Annotated in this window: 13 protein-coding genes; 7 read left to right on the top strand and 6 right to left on the bottom strand. The window is 71.0% G+C overall.

The window, feature by feature from the left end:
• A partial coding sequence (locus BST11_RS18400) for a PE family protein (protein ID WP_083139324.1) occupies positions 1–1,220 on the bottom strand: 1,220 nt, incomplete at its 3' end.
• Positions 1,221–1,391: 171 nt separating this feature from the next.
• Positions 1,392–1,856: a tRNA (cytidine(34)-2'-O)-methyltransferase gene (locus BST11_RS18395; RefSeq protein WP_083139323.1), complete on the bottom strand. Its 465-nt coding sequence runs from the start codon at positions 1,854–1,856 to the stop codon at positions 1,392–1,394.
• Between the two features lie 265 nt (positions 1,857–2,121).
• Between BST11_RS18395 and BST11_RS18390 the strand changes: the two genes are divergently transcribed.
• Genes BST11_RS18390 through BST11_RS18375 form a run of 4 tightly spaced genes read left to right on the top strand, consistent with a single transcriptional unit; the run spans position 2,122 to position 6,327 of the window.
• Complete coding sequence (locus BST11_RS18390; RefSeq protein WP_083139322.1) at positions 2,122–4,983, top strand: sensor histidine kinase; 2,862 nt, start codon at positions 2,122–2,124, stop codon at positions 4,981–4,983.
• Entirely contained in the window at positions 4,980–5,381 is a 402-nt protein-coding gene (locus BST11_RS18385; RefSeq protein WP_083139321.1) for a serine protease inhibitor, read from the top strand. Before BST11_RS18390 ends, BST11_RS18385 begins: the two co-directional genes overlap by 4 nt.
• A 6-nt stretch (positions 5,382–5,387) precedes the next feature.
• Positions 5,388–5,762 (top strand): DUF742 domain-containing protein, encoded by a 375-nt coding sequence (locus BST11_RS18380; protein WP_083139320.1) that lies wholly within the window; start codon positions 5,388–5,390, stop codon positions 5,760–5,762.
• Positions 5,743–6,327 carry a GTP-binding protein gene (locus BST11_RS18375; protein ID WP_067318916.1) on the top strand — a complete coding sequence of 195 codons (585 nt, stop codon included), beginning with the start codon at positions 5,743–5,745 and terminating at the stop codon, positions 6,325–6,327. The genes BST11_RS18380 and BST11_RS18375 overlap by 20 nt, the downstream gene beginning before the upstream one ends.
• Before the next feature lie 3 nt (positions 6,328–6,330).
• On the opposite strand, the gene BST11_RS18370 is transcribed toward BST11_RS18375, so the two are convergent.
• From BST11_RS18370 to BST11_RS18360, 3 genes are all read right to left on the bottom strand, one after another.
• Entirely contained in the window at positions 6,331–8,829 is a 2,499-nt protein-coding gene (locus BST11_RS18370; RefSeq protein WP_083139319.1) for an ATP-binding cassette domain-containing protein, read from the bottom strand.
• A 59-nt stretch (positions 8,830–8,888) separates the two neighbouring features.
• On the bottom strand, positions 8,889–11,519 hold the full coding sequence (locus BST11_RS18365; RefSeq protein WP_083139329.1) for an FHA domain-containing protein: 2,631 nt from the start codon (positions 11,517–11,519) through the stop codon (positions 8,889–8,891).
• An 81-nt stretch (positions 11,520–11,600) separates the two neighbouring features.
• A complete protein-coding gene (locus BST11_RS18360) occupies positions 11,601–12,809 on the bottom strand; it encodes an NADH:flavin oxidoreductase (RefSeq protein WP_083139318.1) in 1,209 nt (402 codons plus the stop codon).
• A gap of 26 nt (positions 12,810–12,835) precedes the next feature.
• On the opposite strand from BST11_RS18360, the gene BST11_RS18355 reads away from it, so the two are divergent.
• Together BST11_RS18355 and BST11_RS18350 are read left to right on the top strand one after the other, a co-directional pair.
• Positions 12,836–13,684, top strand: a complete 849-nt coding sequence (locus BST11_RS18355) for a bifunctional methylenetetrahydrofolate dehydrogenase/methenyltetrahydrofolate cyclohydrolase (protein WP_083139317.1) — start codon at positions 12,836–12,838, stop codon at positions 13,682–13,684.
• Positions 13,681–13,962, top strand: coding sequence for a DUF3017 domain-containing protein (locus tag BST11_RS18350; protein WP_165608049.1), 282 nt, complete (start codon positions 13,681–13,683; stop codon positions 13,960–13,962). The genes BST11_RS18355 and BST11_RS18350 overlap by 4 nt, the downstream gene beginning before the upstream one ends.
• On the opposite strand, the gene BST11_RS18345 is transcribed toward BST11_RS18350, so the two are convergent.
• On the bottom strand, positions 13,959–14,429 hold the full coding sequence (locus tag BST11_RS18345) for a DUF732 domain-containing protein (RefSeq protein WP_083139316.1): 471 nt from the start codon (positions 14,427–14,429) through the stop codon (positions 13,959–13,961). The genes BST11_RS18350 and BST11_RS18345 overlap by 4 nt on opposite strands.
• 269 nt (positions 14,430–14,698) lie before the next feature.
• Between BST11_RS18345 and BST11_RS18340 the strand changes: the two genes are divergently transcribed.
• Positions 14,699–16,156 carry an FAD-binding oxidoreductase gene (locus tag BST11_RS18340; protein ID WP_083139315.1) on the top strand — a complete coding sequence of 486 codons (1,458 nt, stop codon included), beginning with the start codon at positions 14,699–14,701 and terminating at the stop codon, positions 16,154–16,156.
• Positions 16,157–16,617: the final 461 nt, after the last annotated feature.

Genomic DNA, 16,617 nt, shown 5'->3' with positions numbered 1-16,617 from the left:
CCGCCGTTGCCCCCGTTGCCGCCGCTGTCGCCCGACACGGCGCCCGTCGCACCGGCACCGCCGGTGGCGCCGGCCCCGCCGCTGCCATACAGCCAACCGCCGTGACCGCCCGCGCCGCCGTTGGTGCCGGGGACGGCGCCGGAAGCGGTCCCGGGGCTGAATCCCGCCCCACCGGCACCGCCGTTGCCGCCATGACCACCCAAAGCGACGCCGAAATCGGTGGAGACGGTGCCGCCGTGCCCGCCGGCGCCGCCCGTCGCACCGCCCGCTCCGCCGGTTGCCCCGTCGCCGCCTGTGCCGCCCGTGGCGTCTTCGACGGTCCCCAAAATGGCGGCGGCATTTCCGCCGTCGCCGCCGGCACCGCCGTTGACCCCGGCGCTCCCGGACGTGCCGTTACCGCCCGATGTGCCGTAGACATTGTTCTCGAGGTCGACGTTGTTGCTGGTGCCGTTGGCGCCATTCAGCGCGGTGTTGTTCACCGGTGTCGGGTTGACGCCGTTGGCCCCGGTCACGCCGTCGCCGCCGTGGCCGCCGGCCCCGCCGCTTCCCCACAGACCGGCTGCGCCCCCGGCGCCTCCGTTGCCGCCGGCGCCGCCGGCGACCACAGCGTTACCGCCGGCGCCGCCGGCGCCGCCCTTGCCGTACATCCAGCCGCCGCGACCGCCCACCCCACCGGTCGCCCCAGACCCGCCGGCGCCGCCGGCGCCGCCGTTGCCGATCAGGCCCGCGCTTCCGCCGGCGCCGCCGGCCAGACCGGAGTTGGTCGGTGGGGAATAACCGGCGCCGCCGTTGCCGTAGAGGAATCCGCCGGCGCCGCCGTTCGGGCTGGCCGCCGTCCCGTTGGCGCCGTCGCCGATCAGCGGGCGCCCGAACAGCGCGTTGGTGGGGGCGTTGATCGCGTTCAGCGCGTCCTGCTCAAGGGTCTGCAGCGGGGAGGCGTTGGCCGCCTCGGCGCCGGCATAGGCGATTCCGGCGGCGCTCAACGCGCCCACGAACTGGTCGTGAAACGCAGCCGCCTGCGCGGCCAGGTACTGATAGTCCCGGGCGTAGCCGGAAAACAGCGACGTCACCACCGCCGATACCTCGTCGCTTCCGGCGGCCAGCAGCCCCGTCGTGGCACCCTTGGCCGCCGCGTGGGCCGCGTCGAGCGCCGAACCGATCCCCGCCACATCCGCGGCCGCCGCCGCCACTGACGCCGGCAACGCCACCACGTGCGGCATTTCTGTCCCCTCGGTCATCGATACGCGCGCACAGTGTATTGCCCCGCGGGCCGACAACCTCGGCTTTCGCGTACCGCACAGCCTATTGACAGGCGAAGCGGTCGCCAGTGAGGCCCTCGATCGCCCCGTGCGTGACGGCGCACGGGGGCTGGCTCACCAGCACCGCCGCGCCTAACCCGCGCCGGCGTAGCCGTGCTGACGCCAGGCCTCGTAGACGGCGATCGCCGCCGCGTTGGACAGGTTCAGCGAGCGCCGGCCCGCCAGCATCGGGATGCGCACCCGCCGGCTGATGTGCGCGTCGGCCAGGGTCGCCGCGTCCAGGCCGTCGGGCTCCGGGCCGAACATCAACACGTCGCCGGCCCGGTAGTCGACGTCGGCGAACGAGGTCGGGGCGTGCGCCGTGAAGGCGAACACCCGCGCCGGCGCGAGCGACTCCCAGGCGGCCTGCAGCGAGGCGTGCACGGTGACCGAGGCGAGGTCGTGGTAGTCCAGGCCGGCGCGCCGCAGTTTGGGTTCGGACAGGTCGAAGCCCAGCGGCTCGACCAGATGCAGTTCGGCGCCGGTGGCCGCCGCCGTCCGGATGGCGTTGCCCGTGTTCGGCGCGATGCGCGGTGAGAAGAACAGCAGCCTGAACATCAGCCGATCATGGCAAAGCGATTTGTTTGCCAGACTTGCGCACCGGCGCACAGGTAGACCTGAGAGGGCTCTGCGTACTCAGTAAGAATTGTGGAGACCTCGGCCGCGGGCTGTCATACTCGTCGGATTGCCAGGCGTTATCGCCCGCGCCCATCTGCGTGGCAAGGGCGGATCAACGGCGGAATAAAGCAGGAAGTCCCATGAGCCTCTCGTTTCTGGACGCGCCGAGAACCGGCGCAGCGGCCGGCCGCGCGGCCGTCAGCGCATGACCATGTTCACCCGCCCGGCCCACGCGGTCGAGGCGGCCCCGAGCCGGTCCGGACAGGGCACCGCGACGCCCGCCAAGCGTCCGCCGCGCTGGTCGCCGAGCAATTGGCCCGTCCGCTACAAGGTGTTGGCAATCGTGCTGGTCCCGGTGGTTTTGGCGACGGCCTTCGGGGGGTTGCGCATCAAGGACGCGATGGCCAACTCCGGCGGCCTCAAGCTGGCCGCCGCCCGCGCCGACATGCTGCCGGCGATCACCAAGTACATGTCGGCGCTGGACGTCGCCCTGCTGGCGAACTCCACCGGGCACGACGTCGAAGGGGCCAAGAAGAACTACCAGGCGCGCCGCTACGAGCTGCAGCAGCGACTGGCGGACACCGACGTCACCGCCGACGTCCGGTCCGGAGTGAACACCCTGCTGAACGGCGGCCAGGGGCTGCTGGACAAGGTGGGCGACAACAGCATCGGTTTGCGGGACCGGGTGACCACGTATGCCCCGATCCTGCTGACCGCCGAGGACGTCGTCAACGCCTCGGTGCGCGTGGACAACGAGCGCATCCGCGCCGAGGCGCAGGGGCTGAGCCGCGCCGTCGGCGCCCGCGGGCAGATGACGATGCAGAAAATCTTGGTGACGCGCGGCGCCGACCTGCCCGAGCCGCAGCTGCGGACGTCGATGATCACCCTGGCGGGCACCGAACCGTCGACGCTGTTCGGGATGAGCGAGGTGCTGGGCGCCGGCTCGCCCGAGGCCCACACGCTGCAGCAGCAGATGGTGACCCGGATGGCGATCATGTCGGACCCGGCCAGCGTGCTCGTCGACAACCCCGAGCTGTTGCGCTCGATCCAGACCACCGACGGGATCGCCGAGCAGGTCATCACCGACGCCACCGCGTCGGTGACCAAGGCCGTGCACACCGAGGCCACCGATCGCCGCGACGCGGCGGTGCGAGACACCGCGCTGGTGCTGGCCGCGATCGTGATCGCGCTGCTCGTCGTGTTGCTGGTGGCCCGCGCCCTGGTGCGGCCGCTGCGCGTGCTGCGCGACGGCGCGCTCAAGGTCGCACACACCGATCTCGAGGAGGAGGTGGCCCGCGTCAAAGCCGGTGGCGCCGAACCGGTTCCGCAGCCGCTGCCGGTGTACACCACCGAGGAGATCGGCCAGGTCGCCCACGCCGTCGACGAACTGCACACCCAGGCCCTGCTGCTCGCCGGTGACGAGGCGCGCCTGCGCCTGCTGGTCAACGACATGTTCGAGACCATGTCGCGGCGCAGCCGGTCGCTGGTCGACCAGCAGCTGGCGTTGATCGACCGGCTGGAGCGCAACGAGGAGGATCCCGAGCGGCTGGACAACCTGTTCCGCCTCGATCACCTGGCGGCCCGGCTGCGCCGCAACAGCGCCAACCTGCTGGTGCTCGCGGGCGCACAGCTCGCCCGCGACCAGCGCGACCCGGTGCCGCTGTCGACGGTGATCAACGCGGCGGTGTCCGAGGTCGAGGACTACCGCCGGGTCGAGGTCACCGGCCTGCCCGACTGCGCGCTGCTCGGCGCGGCGGCGGGTGGCGTGATCCACCTGTTCGCCGAGCTGATCGACAACGCCCTGCGCTACTCGCCGCCCACGACGACCGTCCGGATATCGGCATCGCTGGGCGGCAACGGGCCGCGTGGCGGCGTCATGGTGCGGATCGCCGACTCCGGCCTGGGCATGAACGACGCCGATCGGCGCATGGCCAACATGCGGCTGCAGGCCGGAGGCGATCATGCACAGGCCACCCCCGACCCCGTTCCCGAGAATGCCCGGCACATGGGGCTTTTCGTGGTGGGCCGGATCGCCGCCCGGCACGGCATCCGGGTGGGCCTGCGCGGCCCGTCCGCCCACGAGGCCGGTGCCGGCACGACGGCGGAGATCTACCTGCCGCCGTCGGTGCTCGAGGGCCTGGCCGCCGCCCCGCCCGCGGCCCGGGATCGCCCGGAACGGGCGGCCGCCGGTCGCCGGGAGCCCGGCGCCCAATTGGCCGGCGCGATCCCCGCGCCGGACCCGGCGCACCAGAACGGCGCCGAGGCGCCGGAACCGTCGGTCACGTTGCTGCCGCGTCGCAACCCGGGCTCCAGCGGGATCTCGGAAATTCCCGACGCTCCCGCGGCGCCGCCCGCCGCGGAGCTGCCCCGCCGCGAGCGGCGCGAGCTCGCCACGCCCTGGTGGGAGGGCGGGCAGCGGGCCGAGCCGGAGCCCGAGAGCGCCGGGGCCGAGCCCGCGCGGCCCGCGCCGAAACAGCCGGCGCCGGAGCCGGAGCCGGCCCCGGCGAAACCCGTGTCGGACACGTCGGCGTTCTTCGCGGCGCGGTCCCGGAGCGCGGCCGGCCCGGCAACACCGGAAGGCCCGCGGCCGCCCGCCGCCGGCCCGGAGCGCCCGTCGATCCCGAAGGCTCCCGCGCCCCCGGCGGCGGCCGACGATGACGTCATCTACCGTCGGATGCTGGCGGAGATGCTGGGCGATCCGCACGACCTGGTCAACAGCGCCGATCTGGATTGGCAGTCGGTGTGGGACCGGGGCTGGACGCTGGCGGCCGCGGCCGACGAGAAGCCGGTCGAGTCGCAAACCGAGCACGGGCTGCCGATCCGCAAGCCCGGGGCCCGCTTGGTGCCGGGTGCGGCCAACGGGGCCGCTGCGGCCGACGAGCCGGGCGATGACCGGGACTCCCTGGTCGGCACCAACGGCGCGTCCGCTCCGGGGCGGCGGCCGCAGCACGCGGCCGCGGGCCGCGACCCGGAGGCCGTCCGGGCGTCGTTCAGCAGCCATTTCGGTGGCGTGCGCTCGGGCCGGTCGCACGCCCGCGACACGAACGAAGGGTCTGGTCAGGAATGACGTCTGCCGGCAACTCGCTGGACTGGCTGGTGACGAGGTTCGCCCGCGAGGTCCCCGGCGTCGCGCACGCGCTGCTGGTGTCCGTCGACGGGCTGCCCGTCGCCGCCAGCGAGCACCTCCCGCGCGAACGCGCCGACCAGCTGGCCGCCGTCGCCTCGGGGCTGGCCAGCCTCGCGACGGGCGCCGCCCAGCTGTTCGAAGGCGGCCAGGTGCTGCAGTCGGTGGTCGAGATGCAAAACGGCTACCTGCTGCTGATGCGGGTCGGCGACGGCTCGCACCTGGCCACGCTGGCCGTCTCGTCGTGCGATATCGGCCAGATCGGCTATGAGATGGCCATCCTCGTCGAACGGGTGGGCGGCGTGGTGCAGTCCACCCGCCGGTCCGCTACGCACTCGTGAGCCGCCATGGACAGACGCGAGACCTGGCCGCCCTCGCGTGAGGCCAGCCTGGTCCGTCCGTACACGCTGACGTCCGGACGGACCGGCACCGACGTCGACCTTCCGCTGGAGGCGCCGATAGGGACGTTGCCGGCGGGCCTGGCCCACCCGTGGCCACCCAACGATGCGAGAGGCAAGATCGTCCAACTGTGCACCAGCAGCCCGTCGGTCGCGGAAATCTCGGCCCGGCTGGATTTACCGGTCGGCGTCGCGCGCGTCCTGGTCGGCGATCTGGTGCTGTCCGGCTACCTTCGGGTGCACAGGACATTGACCGAGCGTTCCACCCGCGACGAGCGCCACGAACTCATAGGAAGGACCCTGCGTGGCCTTAAGGCACTATGACGCCCACCATGGCAGTGCCCACGCTTCGACGAAGATCGTGGTCGCGGGCGGCTTCGGGGTCGGCAAGACCACGTTCGTCGGGGCGGTGTCGGAGATCATGCCGTTGCGCACCGAGGCGATGCTGACCGACGCGTCGGTGGGCGTCGACGCGCTCGAGGCCACCCCCGACAAGCGGACCACCACGGTCGCGATGGACTTCGGCCGCATCACCCTGGACGAGGAACTGGTGCTCTACCTTTTCGGGACCCCGGGCCAGCGGCGGTTCTGGTTCATGTGGGACGACCTGGTGCGCGGCGCGATCGGCGCGATCGTGCTGGTCGACTGCCGGCGCCTGCAGGACAGCTTCGCCGCGGTCGACTTCTTCGAGCACCGCAACCTGCCGTTTCTGATCGCGGTCAACGAATTCGACGGCGCGCCACGCTATCCCGTCGAGGCGGTGCGCGAGGCGCTGACCCTGCCCAAGCACATCCCCGTGATCACCGTCGACGCCAGGGACCGCCGGTCGGCGACCGACGCGCTGATCGCCGTCAGCGAGTACGCGCTGGAGACCCTGGCCGCGAGCTGATCGCTAGCGCCGCAACCGGATTCGCCACCACACGATCATCGAGTAGGCGACCCCCAGCACCAGCAGCATGGCCATGTCCAGCGACCACGCGCCGGCCGTGTGGTTCCAGTGGCTGTCCTTCGGGCTGAAGGGGCTGGGCTCCACGTGGTTCAGGTCGATGGTCGACGCACACGCCGCGAAGCCCCAGCGCGCGGGCGTGAGCCAGGACAGCTGGTCGATCAGGGGCCGGTTGGTCACCGGGATCACCCCGCTGGAGAACACCAGCTGCGCCATGATGGCCACGACCAGCAGCGGCAGGATGTGGTCGCTGGTGCGGGCCACCGCCGACAGGACCAGGCCGATGATCGCCGCGACGATGCAGGTCGCCGCCGTCGCGACGTACAGCTCGAGGGTGGGGTTGCCGAGCAGCACCGCCCCGCGGGTCGGCGTGCCCTTGCCGATGATCGTGATGGTGGTGGCGCACGCCGCCTGCGCGATCGCGAAGACGCAGAACACCGCGACCTTGGCCAGCAGGTAGGCCCCGGTCGACAGGCCGAACGCCTGTTCCCGCCGGAAGATGGGCCGCTCGCCGACCAGGTCGCGGATTGTCAGCGCGGTGCCCATGAAGACCGCGCCCACACACAGCAGGACCAGGATCTGGGCGGGCTCGGCGGGTGTCTTGCCGTTCGGGTCGGCCAACCCGAACCCGGTCGTGCCGGGAACGGTCAGCGCGAGCAGCCCGATGACGAACGGCAAGACCGCCAAAAACACCGTGTACCAGCTGTCGGAGACGACGAGGCGAACCTGGCGCCGCGCGATCGTCGAAAACTGGCGGCGAACATCGATGTTCACCGGCTCGCCCAGGTCGCGTGGCTGGGCCTTCGGCAGCTCCGGCTCCGGGCGCTTGCGCGCCAGGAAGCGCCGCTTGGCCTCGTCGGGGTCGGCGCCCACCTTGACGAAGATCTCGGCCCAGGTGGTGGTCCCCGTGACCGACGAGATCTCGCCGGGCGGCCCGAAGTAGGCCGTCTTGCCGCCCGGGGCCAGCAGCAGCAGCTGGTCGCACAGGTCGAGGTGGGCCACCGAATGCGTCACCACCAGCACCGTGCGCCCGGCGTCGGCGAGCTGGCGCAGCATCATCATGACCTGGGAGTCCAGCGCCGGGTCCAGGCCGGTGGTGGGCTCGTCGAGGATCAGCAGCGACGGCCCGGTGAGCAGTTCCAGCGCCACCGACGCGCGTTTGCGCTGCCCGCCGGACAGCTTGTCCACCCGGGTGTCGGCCTGCTCGGTCAGGTTCAGCTCGTCGAGCACCCGGGCGACCGCTTGCGCGCGGTCGTCGGCGCTGGTGTCCGGCGGCAGCCGCAGTTCGGCGGCATATCCCAGCGCCTGGTTCACGGTCAGCTGGCGGTGCACGACGTCGTCCTGGGGGACCATCCCGATCCGGGTCCGCAGCGTCGCGTACTCGGCGTGGATGTCGTGTCCCTCGAACGTGACGGACCCGGCGCTGGGCCGCGTGTACCCGGCGATCAGCCGCGCCAGCGTGGTCTTGCCGGCGCCCGACCCCCCGATGATGGCGGTGAGGGTCCCCGGGCGGGCGGTCAGCGAGACGTTGTCGAGCAGTTCCTTGCCGTCGATGCGGTATTGCACGCCGGCGACCTCCAGGCCGCCGGTCGCGGCGTCGTCACCGGTCCGGTGCACCAGGTCGGTGCCGGTGAAGACCAGGTCGACGTTGCCGATGGTCACCACGTCGCCCTCGGTCAGCAGCGCGGACCCGACCCGCACGCCGTTGACGAACGTCCCGTTGACGCTGCGCGCGTCGCGGATCTCGGTGCCCATCGGCGTCGGAACCATGATGGCGTGGTGGCGCGACGCCATGACGTCGTAGACGACGATGTCGTTTGACGTGGCGCGGCCGATCGTCGCGAAACCCTCCGGCTTGTCGGGGTCGCCCGCCGAGTGCTGTACGACGAGGTCCTGCGTGGCGCCCGGCGGTGCAAGCGGCGCCGGCTGCGTCGCGTTGACCGGACCCGTCCGCGGTTCCGGGGCCGGGCCGGGGCGGGGGCGCAACGCCGACGCCGGGAGGGTCGGCGGGTCCGACGTCGCGGGCGCGTTGCGGACCCCACGCGCCCACCGCGGGGGCCGGGGCAGCCGCCGGTTGCGTTGCGGCTGAACCGCGCGCAGCGGATCCGTCGACGGTGCGGCGCCGCCGGCCCGCGGATCCGGCCCGAGCTCGAAGACCAGGCACGGCCCATCGGGGTTGCCGATGTTGATGCGCCGGCCGTGGCAGATGTCGATCACCCGGGCCCGGCGCCGTTCGACGAACGTGCCGCGCGGCGATCCGTTGTCGATCGCCAACCACCTGCCCTTGTCGAAGCGCAGCAGGAGGTGGGTGCGTGAGATGAGGGGGTGGGTGATGCGCACGTCGGCGCGCAGGTCACTGCCGACGACGACATCGTGACCTGCCCGGAAGGTGTGTTTCGACCCGTTGCCGAAGACGGTGAGGACGGGCGGTGCGACCGTATTCATCCCAGCCAGAGGGATATCCGCTGGCGAAGGAGCCAAACCCCGCCGTCGCCCTACCCCGGTCAGCGCCGCTTGAGCCGGATCTTCCACCACGTGATGGCGCTGTAGGCCACCGACAGCACCCCGAGCATGAACATGTCGAACAGCCACGCGCTCGACTTGTGGTCCCAGTGCTGGTCTTTCGGGTCGGTCGGACCCGGTATCAGCCGGTGGGTGTCGATCGTCGACGCCGACGCGGCGAAGCCCCACCGGGCGGGCGTGGCCCACGACAGCTGGTCGAGCACGATCCGGTTTGTGACCCAGATCATGCCGCCGGAGAACACCAGCTGCGACATGATCGACACGACCAGCATCGGCATGATCTGGTCCTGCGACGTGGCGAGCGAGGACAGGGCCATGCCGAGCAGCGCCGAAACCACACACGTCGCGGCGACGTCGACGAACAGCTCGAATCTGACGTCCCCCAGCAGCACGGCGTCGGAAAGCGGCTTGCCCCAGCCGATTACGGAGATCGCCGTGGCGATCGCCGCCTGCATGATCGCGAACACGCTGAACACCACGATCTTGGCGGCCATGTACGCCGCGGTGGACAGGCCGACGGCCTGCTCGCGACGGAAGATGGGCCGCTCACCGACGAGGTCGCGGATCGTCAGCGCGGTTCCCATGAATACGGCGCCGACGTTGAGCATGACCAGGATCTGGTCGGGCTGGGCGGGGTTGTTGCCCATCGGGTCCGACATGCCGAACCCGGTCGTGCCGCGGACGGTGAGGCTCAGGACACCGATGAGAAACGGCAGCAACGCCAGAAACACCGTGTAGCCGCGGTCGGAGACCACCAGGCGCACCTGGCGGCGCGCGACGGTTGAGAACTGGCGAAACAGGTCGGTGTGCACGGGTTCGCCCAAATCGGCCGGCCTGGAGTCGGACGGCGCGTGGGCCAGGTGCTTGTTTTCGGCGAGGAAGCGGCGATTGGCCTCGTCCGGGTCGGCGCCCACCTTGGCGAAGATGTCGGCCCAGTTGGTGGTGCCCATCGCCGCCCCGATCTGGCTGGGCGGGCCCAGGAAGGCCGTCTTGCCGCCGGGCGCCACCAAGAGCAACTGGTCGCAGACGTCGAGGTAGGACACCGAGTGGGTGACCACCAGCACCGTGCGACCCGCGTCGGCGAGTTGGCGCAGCATCATCATCACCTGACGGTCCAGTGCCGGGTCCAGGCCGGTGGTGGGCTCGTCCAGGATCAGCAGCGACGGCCCGGTCAGCAGTTCGAGCGCGACGGAGGCGCGCTTGCGCTGTCCGCCGGAGAGCTTGTCGACGCGGGTGTCGGCGTGCTTGGTCAGCTCGAGTTCCTCGAGGACCTGCGCGATGGCCTGTTCCCGGTCGGCCTTGCTGGTGTCGGGCGGCAGCCGCAGCTCGGCCGCGTAGCCCAGGGCCTGGTTGACCGTGAGCTGGCGGTGCACCACGTCGTCCTGGGGCACCATCCCGATCCTGCTGCGCATCGACGCGTACTCGGTGTGGATGTTGTGACCCTCGAACGTCACCGTGCCCGAGGTGGGGCTGGTGTAGCCGGCGATCAGCCGCGACAGCGTGGTCTTCCCGGCGCCCGACCCGCCGATGATGGCGGTCAGCGTCCCGGGGCGGGCGGTCAGCGAGATGTGGTCGAGCAGCTGCTTGCCGTGGTCGACGGTGAAGCAGACGCCGTTCACCTCCAGGCCGCCGGTGCGGGTGGCGGCCTCGGTGCGGCGGACCAGCGTGTCACCGGTGAAGACCAGGTCGACGTTGCCGATGGTCACCACGTCGCCCTCGGTCAGCACCGCGGACCCGACCCGCACCCCGTTGACGAACGTGCCGTTGACGCTGTGCGCGTCGCGGATCTCGGTGCCCAGCGGCGTCTGCGTCAAAAACGCGTGATGGCGCGACGCCAGGACGTCCTGGATGACGATGTCGTTGTCGGTGGCGCGGCCGATCGTCTGCGCGCCGCTGGGCTTCTGCATCGCCCCGGACCGGGACGGCAGCAATGCCTGGAACACCTTGGTCGCCAGGTTGGCGACCTCCGGCGGCTTGGCGGCGGTGGGCGACATCCGCGTCTGCGGCGCCGCGGCGGGGGAGCCGGCCGCGGGCATCTGCGGGTGGGGCTGGAAATTGGCCGGCGGCGGCGCGCTGCCCGGATGCACGGGCGGGCGCCCGTGGTGGGCGTGCGGCCCCGGGGGTGGCGGCGCCACGTGCTGCGGCCGCCGCGCCACCGACGCCGCCCAGCCGGGCGGGCGGCCCGCCGGTCCGGGCGGGGGACCGGGCGGGCCCGGCGGTGCCGGCCACGCCGACCCCGACTGATGGGCCGCCACCGGGATGCCCATCGACTCGGTCCGGGGCGGGCGCCCGGCCAACCCCTGGTGGTGCCCGACCTCGAACGTCAGCAGGGGGCCGTCGGGGTTTCCGATGTTGATGGTCTGGCCGTCGTGGATGTCGACCACCGGCACCCGCCGGCCGTTGACGAAAGTCCCGTTGAGCGAACCGTTGTCGATGGCCAGCCACCGGCCCTGGTCGTAGCGCAGCAGCAGGTGCGCGCGCGAGATCAGCGGGTGCGTGATGCGCATGTCGGCCCGCAGGTCGCGTCCGATCACCACGTCATGACCCGCTGCGAAGGTGCGTTCCGACCCGTCGTGACGGACGGTTAGCGCTGGCGGGGCTGCTGCAGTCATCGCCACAACTGTAGCCGTACATCCGCCTCGACCCGGCGACCGCGAACGCGCCACCACGCCGCGACCCGGCGGCGCGCGTCGTCAGCGGGCCACGACGTCCGGGGCGCCGGTCACCACGCAGTGGGTCCGGCTGTAGATCGTCGGCATGCACCGGTTGCAGTGGGTGCACGCCGATTGCACGCTGTGCGCCGCCCCGTCGGCGGCGATCCGGTTGATCAGGTCCGGCTCGGCCAGCAGCGCGCGGGCCATGGCGACGAACTCGAATCCCTCGGCCATCGCCAGGTCCATCGTCTCGCGGTTGGTGATGCCGCCGAGCAGGATCAGCGGCATCTTCAGCTCCGCACGGAACAGCTTGGCGTCGCGCAACAAATAGGCCTCGCGGTAGGGGTACTCGCGCAGGAACTTCGTGCCGGTCATCCGCATGCCCCAGCGCAACGGGGGCTTGAACGCCCCGGCGAACTCCTTGATCGGGGCGTCGCCGCGGAACAGGTACATCGGGTTGACCAGCGAGCTGCCCGCGGTCAGCTCGATCGCGTCCAGCCCGCCGTCCTCCTCCAGCCACTTCGCGGTCCTCAGCGATTCCTCGGTGCTGATGCCGCCGCGCACGCCGTCGGCCATGTTGAGCTTGGCGGTGACCGCGATCGGCGTGCCCTCCTTTGCCACCGCACGCCGGACGGCCATCACGATGCCGCGGGCCACCTTGGCCCGGTTTTCCAGCGAGCCGCCGAATTCGTCGTCGCGGCGGTTGATCAGCGGGGACAGAAACGAGCTCGCCAGGTAGTTGTGGCCCAGGTGGATTTCGACGGCGTCGAAGCCGGCCTCGATGGCCAGCCGGGCGGCGTTGGCGTGCGCCTCGGTCACATCGGCGATGTCCTCGCGGCTCGCCTTTTTGGCGAAGCGCATCCCGATCGGGTTGAAGAACCGCACCGGCGCCAGGGCCTTGGCCTTGTTGGACTTGGCGTTGGCCACCGGTCCGGCGTGGCCGATCTGCGCGCTCACCGCCGCCCCCTCGGCGTGGATCGCGTCGGTGAGCCGGCGGAATCCGGGCACCGCCTCGGGCCGCATCCAGATGCCGTTGCCCTCGGTGCGTCCGCCGGGGGAGACGGCGCAATAGGCGACGGTCGTCATGCCGACCCCGCCGGCGGCCGGCAGCCGGTGGTACTCGATCAGGTCGTCGGTGACCAGGGCGTCGGGCGTGCGCGCCTCGAACGTGGCCGATTTGATGGTGCGGTTACGCAGCGTTATCGGACCGAGCTTGGCGGGGCTGAACACGTCCGGAGGGCTAGGCATACCGGGGAGCGTGCCAGACTGTCGGCGTGGGAGCAATCACGCTGGACGGCAAGGCCACCCGGGACGAGATCTTCGTCGACCTCAAGCAGCGGGTGGCCGCACTGACCGCATCGGGGCGCACGCCCGGGCTGGGCACCATCCTCGTCGGCGACGACCCGGGGTCGCAGGCCTACGTCCGGGGCAAGCACGCGGACTGCGCCAAGGTCGGCATCACCTCCATCCGTCGCGACCTGCCCGCCGACATCAGCCCCGCCACCCTGAATCAGACCATCGACGAACTCAACGCCAACCCCGAGTGCACCGGCTACATCGTGCAGTTGCCGCTGCCCAAGCAGCTGGACGAGAACGCGGCGCTGGAGCGCGTCGACCCGGACAAGGACGCCGACGGCCTGCACCCGACCAACCTGGGCCGGCTGGTGCTCAACACGCCGGCGCCGCTGCCGTGCACCCCGCGCGGCATCGTCCACCTGCTGCGGCGCTACGACGTCGAGATCGCCGGCGCGCACGTGGTCGTCATCGGCCGCGGCGTGACGGTGGGCCGCCCGCTGGGTCTGCTGCTGACCCGGCGTTCCGAGAACGCCACGGTCACGCTGTGCCACACCGGAACTCGCGACCTGCCCACGCTGACCAGGCAGGCGGACATCATCGTCGCCGCCGTGGGCGTCCCGCACCTGCTGACCGCCGACATGGTGCGTCCGGGCGCCGCGGTCGTCGACGTCGGCGTCAGCCGCACCGACGACGGCCTCGTCGGCGACGTGCACCCCGACGTGTGGGAGGTGGCCGGCCACGTGTCGCCGAATCCCGGCGGCGTGGGCCCGCTCACGCGCGCGTTCCTGCTGACCAACGTCGTCGAGCTGGCCGAGGGGCGGCGATAGCGGTGCGCACGATCCTGCGGGTTCAGTGGCCGATCCTGTTGGTGGAGCTGATCTTCTGCGCGGCTTTCGTCTTGGTGGCGGCCAACTTCTGGCGTCGCGGTGCCCTGCTGATCGGCATCGGGGTGGGCGTGGCGGCGCTGCTGCGGCTGGTGTTGTCCGACGAGCGGGCCGGCCTGCTGGTGGTGCGCGGCAAGGCCTTGGACTTCGTGACCACGGCGGCGGTCGCGGCGGCGATGGTCTACATCGCGTGGACCATCGACCCGCTGGGGACGCGTTAAACCCCTGGCATGCCGGGGATTTGGCTCAGCCCGCCGGGCAGGCCGCCGGCCAGGTTGCCGGGAATGCCGGGCAGCCCGGCGGTCGGGTTGCCGCTGGCGATGTTGGCGATTTCCTGCGGGCAGTACATCTGAATGGCGATGGTGGTGAACATCTGGGCCATCTGCGGTGACATGCCCTGGTGGCTGACGCTGGCCGCGGCCGCGGCGAAGTTCCCGCCCGGCTGGGCGAGCATCGGGCAGATCGACTGACCCACCGACATCGCGTTTCCCGGCTCGCCGAAGTCGATGCCGGCGCGGTTGAGCGCGTCGATGAAGGCGTCGTCGGCCGCCGGATCCGCCTCGGCCGGTGCGGCGAACGCCGCGGCCACGGTGAACAGGGCGGCGGCCGCGGCCAGCAGGCGAATGGTCAGTGGCTGGTGACGAACCGACCAGATCCAACGCTGAGTTTCCGCCGCCAGTGCCTTCATGCCGCTCTCCCCATCAGTCGCGGAGTGCACTGAGGGCACTCGAGTCACGTTAGTGAACTCTGATCTATCACTGTCACATTTACAACACGGTGCGGTAAAGGTTTGCACACTAAGCGTTTTGTGAGGGCGGCGCGCCCGCCGCATCGTTTATTGGGGTTTGCCGGGCCGACGCACTGCCGGGCCGTGGCCGCCCGATCGAGGCCACACTGTTACCTGACACTCGGCCGGGGGCCGGCATTTCGGGCGCCGATTCGACCAGAATCCGGCCCATGACGACGAATCACGGCCGTCCACCGGACCAGGCGATCTCGCGCCAGACGTTTCTTCGCGGCGCCGTCGGAATGCTCGCCACCGGAACGGTATTCGGCGCTGCGCGCGCGGCCGCGGATCCCACCACCGGCTGGGGCGGCTTGGCCTCCTCCATCGGCGGCAGCGTGTTGCTGCCCGCCAACGGCGCTCAATTCTCCGCGGGCAAGCGGGTTTTCAACTCGCTCTACGACAACTCCAGCCCGGCGGCGGTGATCGCCGTGTCGTCGCAATCGGACGTGCAGAAGGCGGTCTCGTTCGCGGCGGCCAACGGGCTCAAGATCTCCCCGCGCGGCGGCGGGCATTCCTACATCGGCGCGTCGAGCGCCGGCGGGACAATGGTCGTCGACCTGCGCGGGCTGCCCGGCGGGGTGAACGTCGACGGCGCCGGCAACGCGACCGTCACGCCGGCGACCACGCTGTACGCGGTGCACCAGGGGCTGGCCGGGGCCGGGCGCGCGATCCCCACCGCGACCTACCCGAGCGTCGGGATCGCCGGACTGGCGCTTGGCGGCGGGGTGGGCGCCGATTGCCGCCATGCCGGGCTGACGTGCGATGCGCTGCGGTCGGCCACGGTGGTGCTGCCCAGCGGCGACGTGGTGACGGCGTCCGCCAACGACCACCCGGACCTGTTCTGGGCGCTGCGCGGCGGTGGCGGCGGCAATTTCGGGGTGACCACGTCGATGACTTTCGCGACCTTCGCGACCGGCGACAGCGACGTCGTCCGGCTGGACTTTCCGCCGGCCTCGGCGGTGCAGGTGCTGGTCGGCTGGCAGTCCTGGCTGAGCGCGGCGGACCGCAACACCTGGGGCATCGTTCATCTTTCGATAGGCAACCAGCCGAACTGCCACCTGCTGGCGACCTGCCCGGCCGGCGCCGGCCCCGGTGTCGTCGACGCGATCAAATCCGCGGTCGGGGTCGCGCCCACCGCCGTGCAGAACAAGACCCTCGGCCACATGGACCTGGTGACGTACCTGGCCGGCGGCGGCTCGACGACCTCGCCCGTCGGCTTCGTGGCCGGCTCCGACGTGCTCACGACGATGAATTCCGATGCGGCCCATGCCATCGCGACCGCGATCGGCCGGTGGCCGGCCTCCGGCGGCAAGGCGTCGGTACTCGTCGACCCGATGGACGGCGCCGTCGGCGACGTCGCGCCGGGCGACACCGCCTTCCCGTGGCGCAAGCAGTCCGCTCTGCTGCAGTGGTACGTCGAGCCCGCCGCCAACCAGGTGCCCGCCGCGACGCTGTGGCTGAGCGCCGCGCACCAAGCGGTGCAACAGTTTTCGGTGGGCGGCTACGTCAACTACCTGGAGGCCAACGGCTCGGCGTCGCGCTACTTCGGCCCGAACCTGTCGCAGCTGACGGCGGTGCGCGAGAAGTACGACCCCAACCGGGTCATGTATTCCGGGTTGAGCTTCTGATCCTAAAACTTGCGCTACTTAGACTCCGATGGTCGCGAGGTGGGTAGGTTGGTGGGTGTGCCGAAACGGAAATCCACCAGGTGCTGACGACGAAGTGATTACACCAGAATTGCATCGATAAGCTCGGCCCCGCCAAATCGTCTTGCTCCTTGGACTTACCTTCGGCATGACGTCGTCTTTCGGATGCGCGATGATTTTTTTGCATGCCACCATGAGTGGCTTCTGCGCTCGATGGAAAGATGCTTTCCATGTACTACGAGGACCACTACCGTTTTCCTGACCTCACACCATATGCAGACACAATCTTCGTTGTCGCTCTGGCGCTCTTGATCTTCCTGTTCCCCGCCATCGCCACGTTGGTAGCACCGGAGACCCGTCGCGTTCAGTTCTTCCTATTGACGTTGCTGTTTCTTCCCGGGCCTCTCGGTGTTGCAGCCTCTGCAGTAGCACAAGATCGTCCG

The sequence above is a fragment of the Mycobacterium alsense genome (genome assembly GCF_002086635.1).
Classification (GTDB): Bacteria; Actinomycetota; Actinomycetes; order Mycobacteriales; family Mycobacteriaceae; genus Mycobacterium; species Mycobacterium alsense.
Note: the sequence above shows the minus strand (reverse complement) of the source record. Positions and strands in the feature narration are given on the sequence as shown.

Bases quoted from the DNA above. Each gene is read 5' to 3' on its own strand.
- BST11_RS18365 (WP_083139329.1), bottom strand. From the start codon at position 11,519: ATGACTGCAGCAGCCCCGCCAGCGCTAACCGTCCGTCACGACGGGTCG.
- BST11_RS18345 (WP_083139316.1), bottom strand. From the start codon at position 14,429: ATGAAGGCACTGGCGGCGGAAACTCAGCGTTGGATCTGGTCGGTTCGT.
- BST11_RS18395 (WP_083139323.1), bottom strand. From the start codon at position 1,856: ATGTTCAGGCTGCTGTTCTTCTCACCGCGCATCGCGCCGAACACGGGC.
- BST11_RS18380 (WP_083139320.1), top strand. From the start codon at position 5,388: ATGGACAGACGCGAGACCTGGCCGCCCTCGCGTGAGGCCAGCCTGGTC.
- BST11_RS18370 (WP_083139319.1), bottom strand. From the start codon at position 8,829: ATGAATACGGTCGCACCGCCCGTCCTCACCGTCTTCGGCAACGGGTCG.
- BST11_RS18385 (WP_083139321.1), top strand. From the start codon at position 4,980: ATGACGTCTGCCGGCAACTCGCTGGACTGGCTGGTGACGAGGTTCGCC.
- BST11_RS18360 (WP_083139318.1), bottom strand. From the start codon at position 12,809: ATGCCTAGCCCTCCGGACGTGTTCAGCCCCGCCAAGCTCGGTCCGATA.
- BST11_RS18340 (WP_083139315.1), top strand. From the start codon at position 14,699: ATGACGACGAATCACGGCCGTCCACCGGACCAGGCGATCTCGCGCCAG.
- BST11_RS18390 (WP_083139322.1), top strand. From the start codon at position 2,122: ATGACCATGTTCACCCGCCCGGCCCACGCGGTCGAGGCGGCCCCGAGC.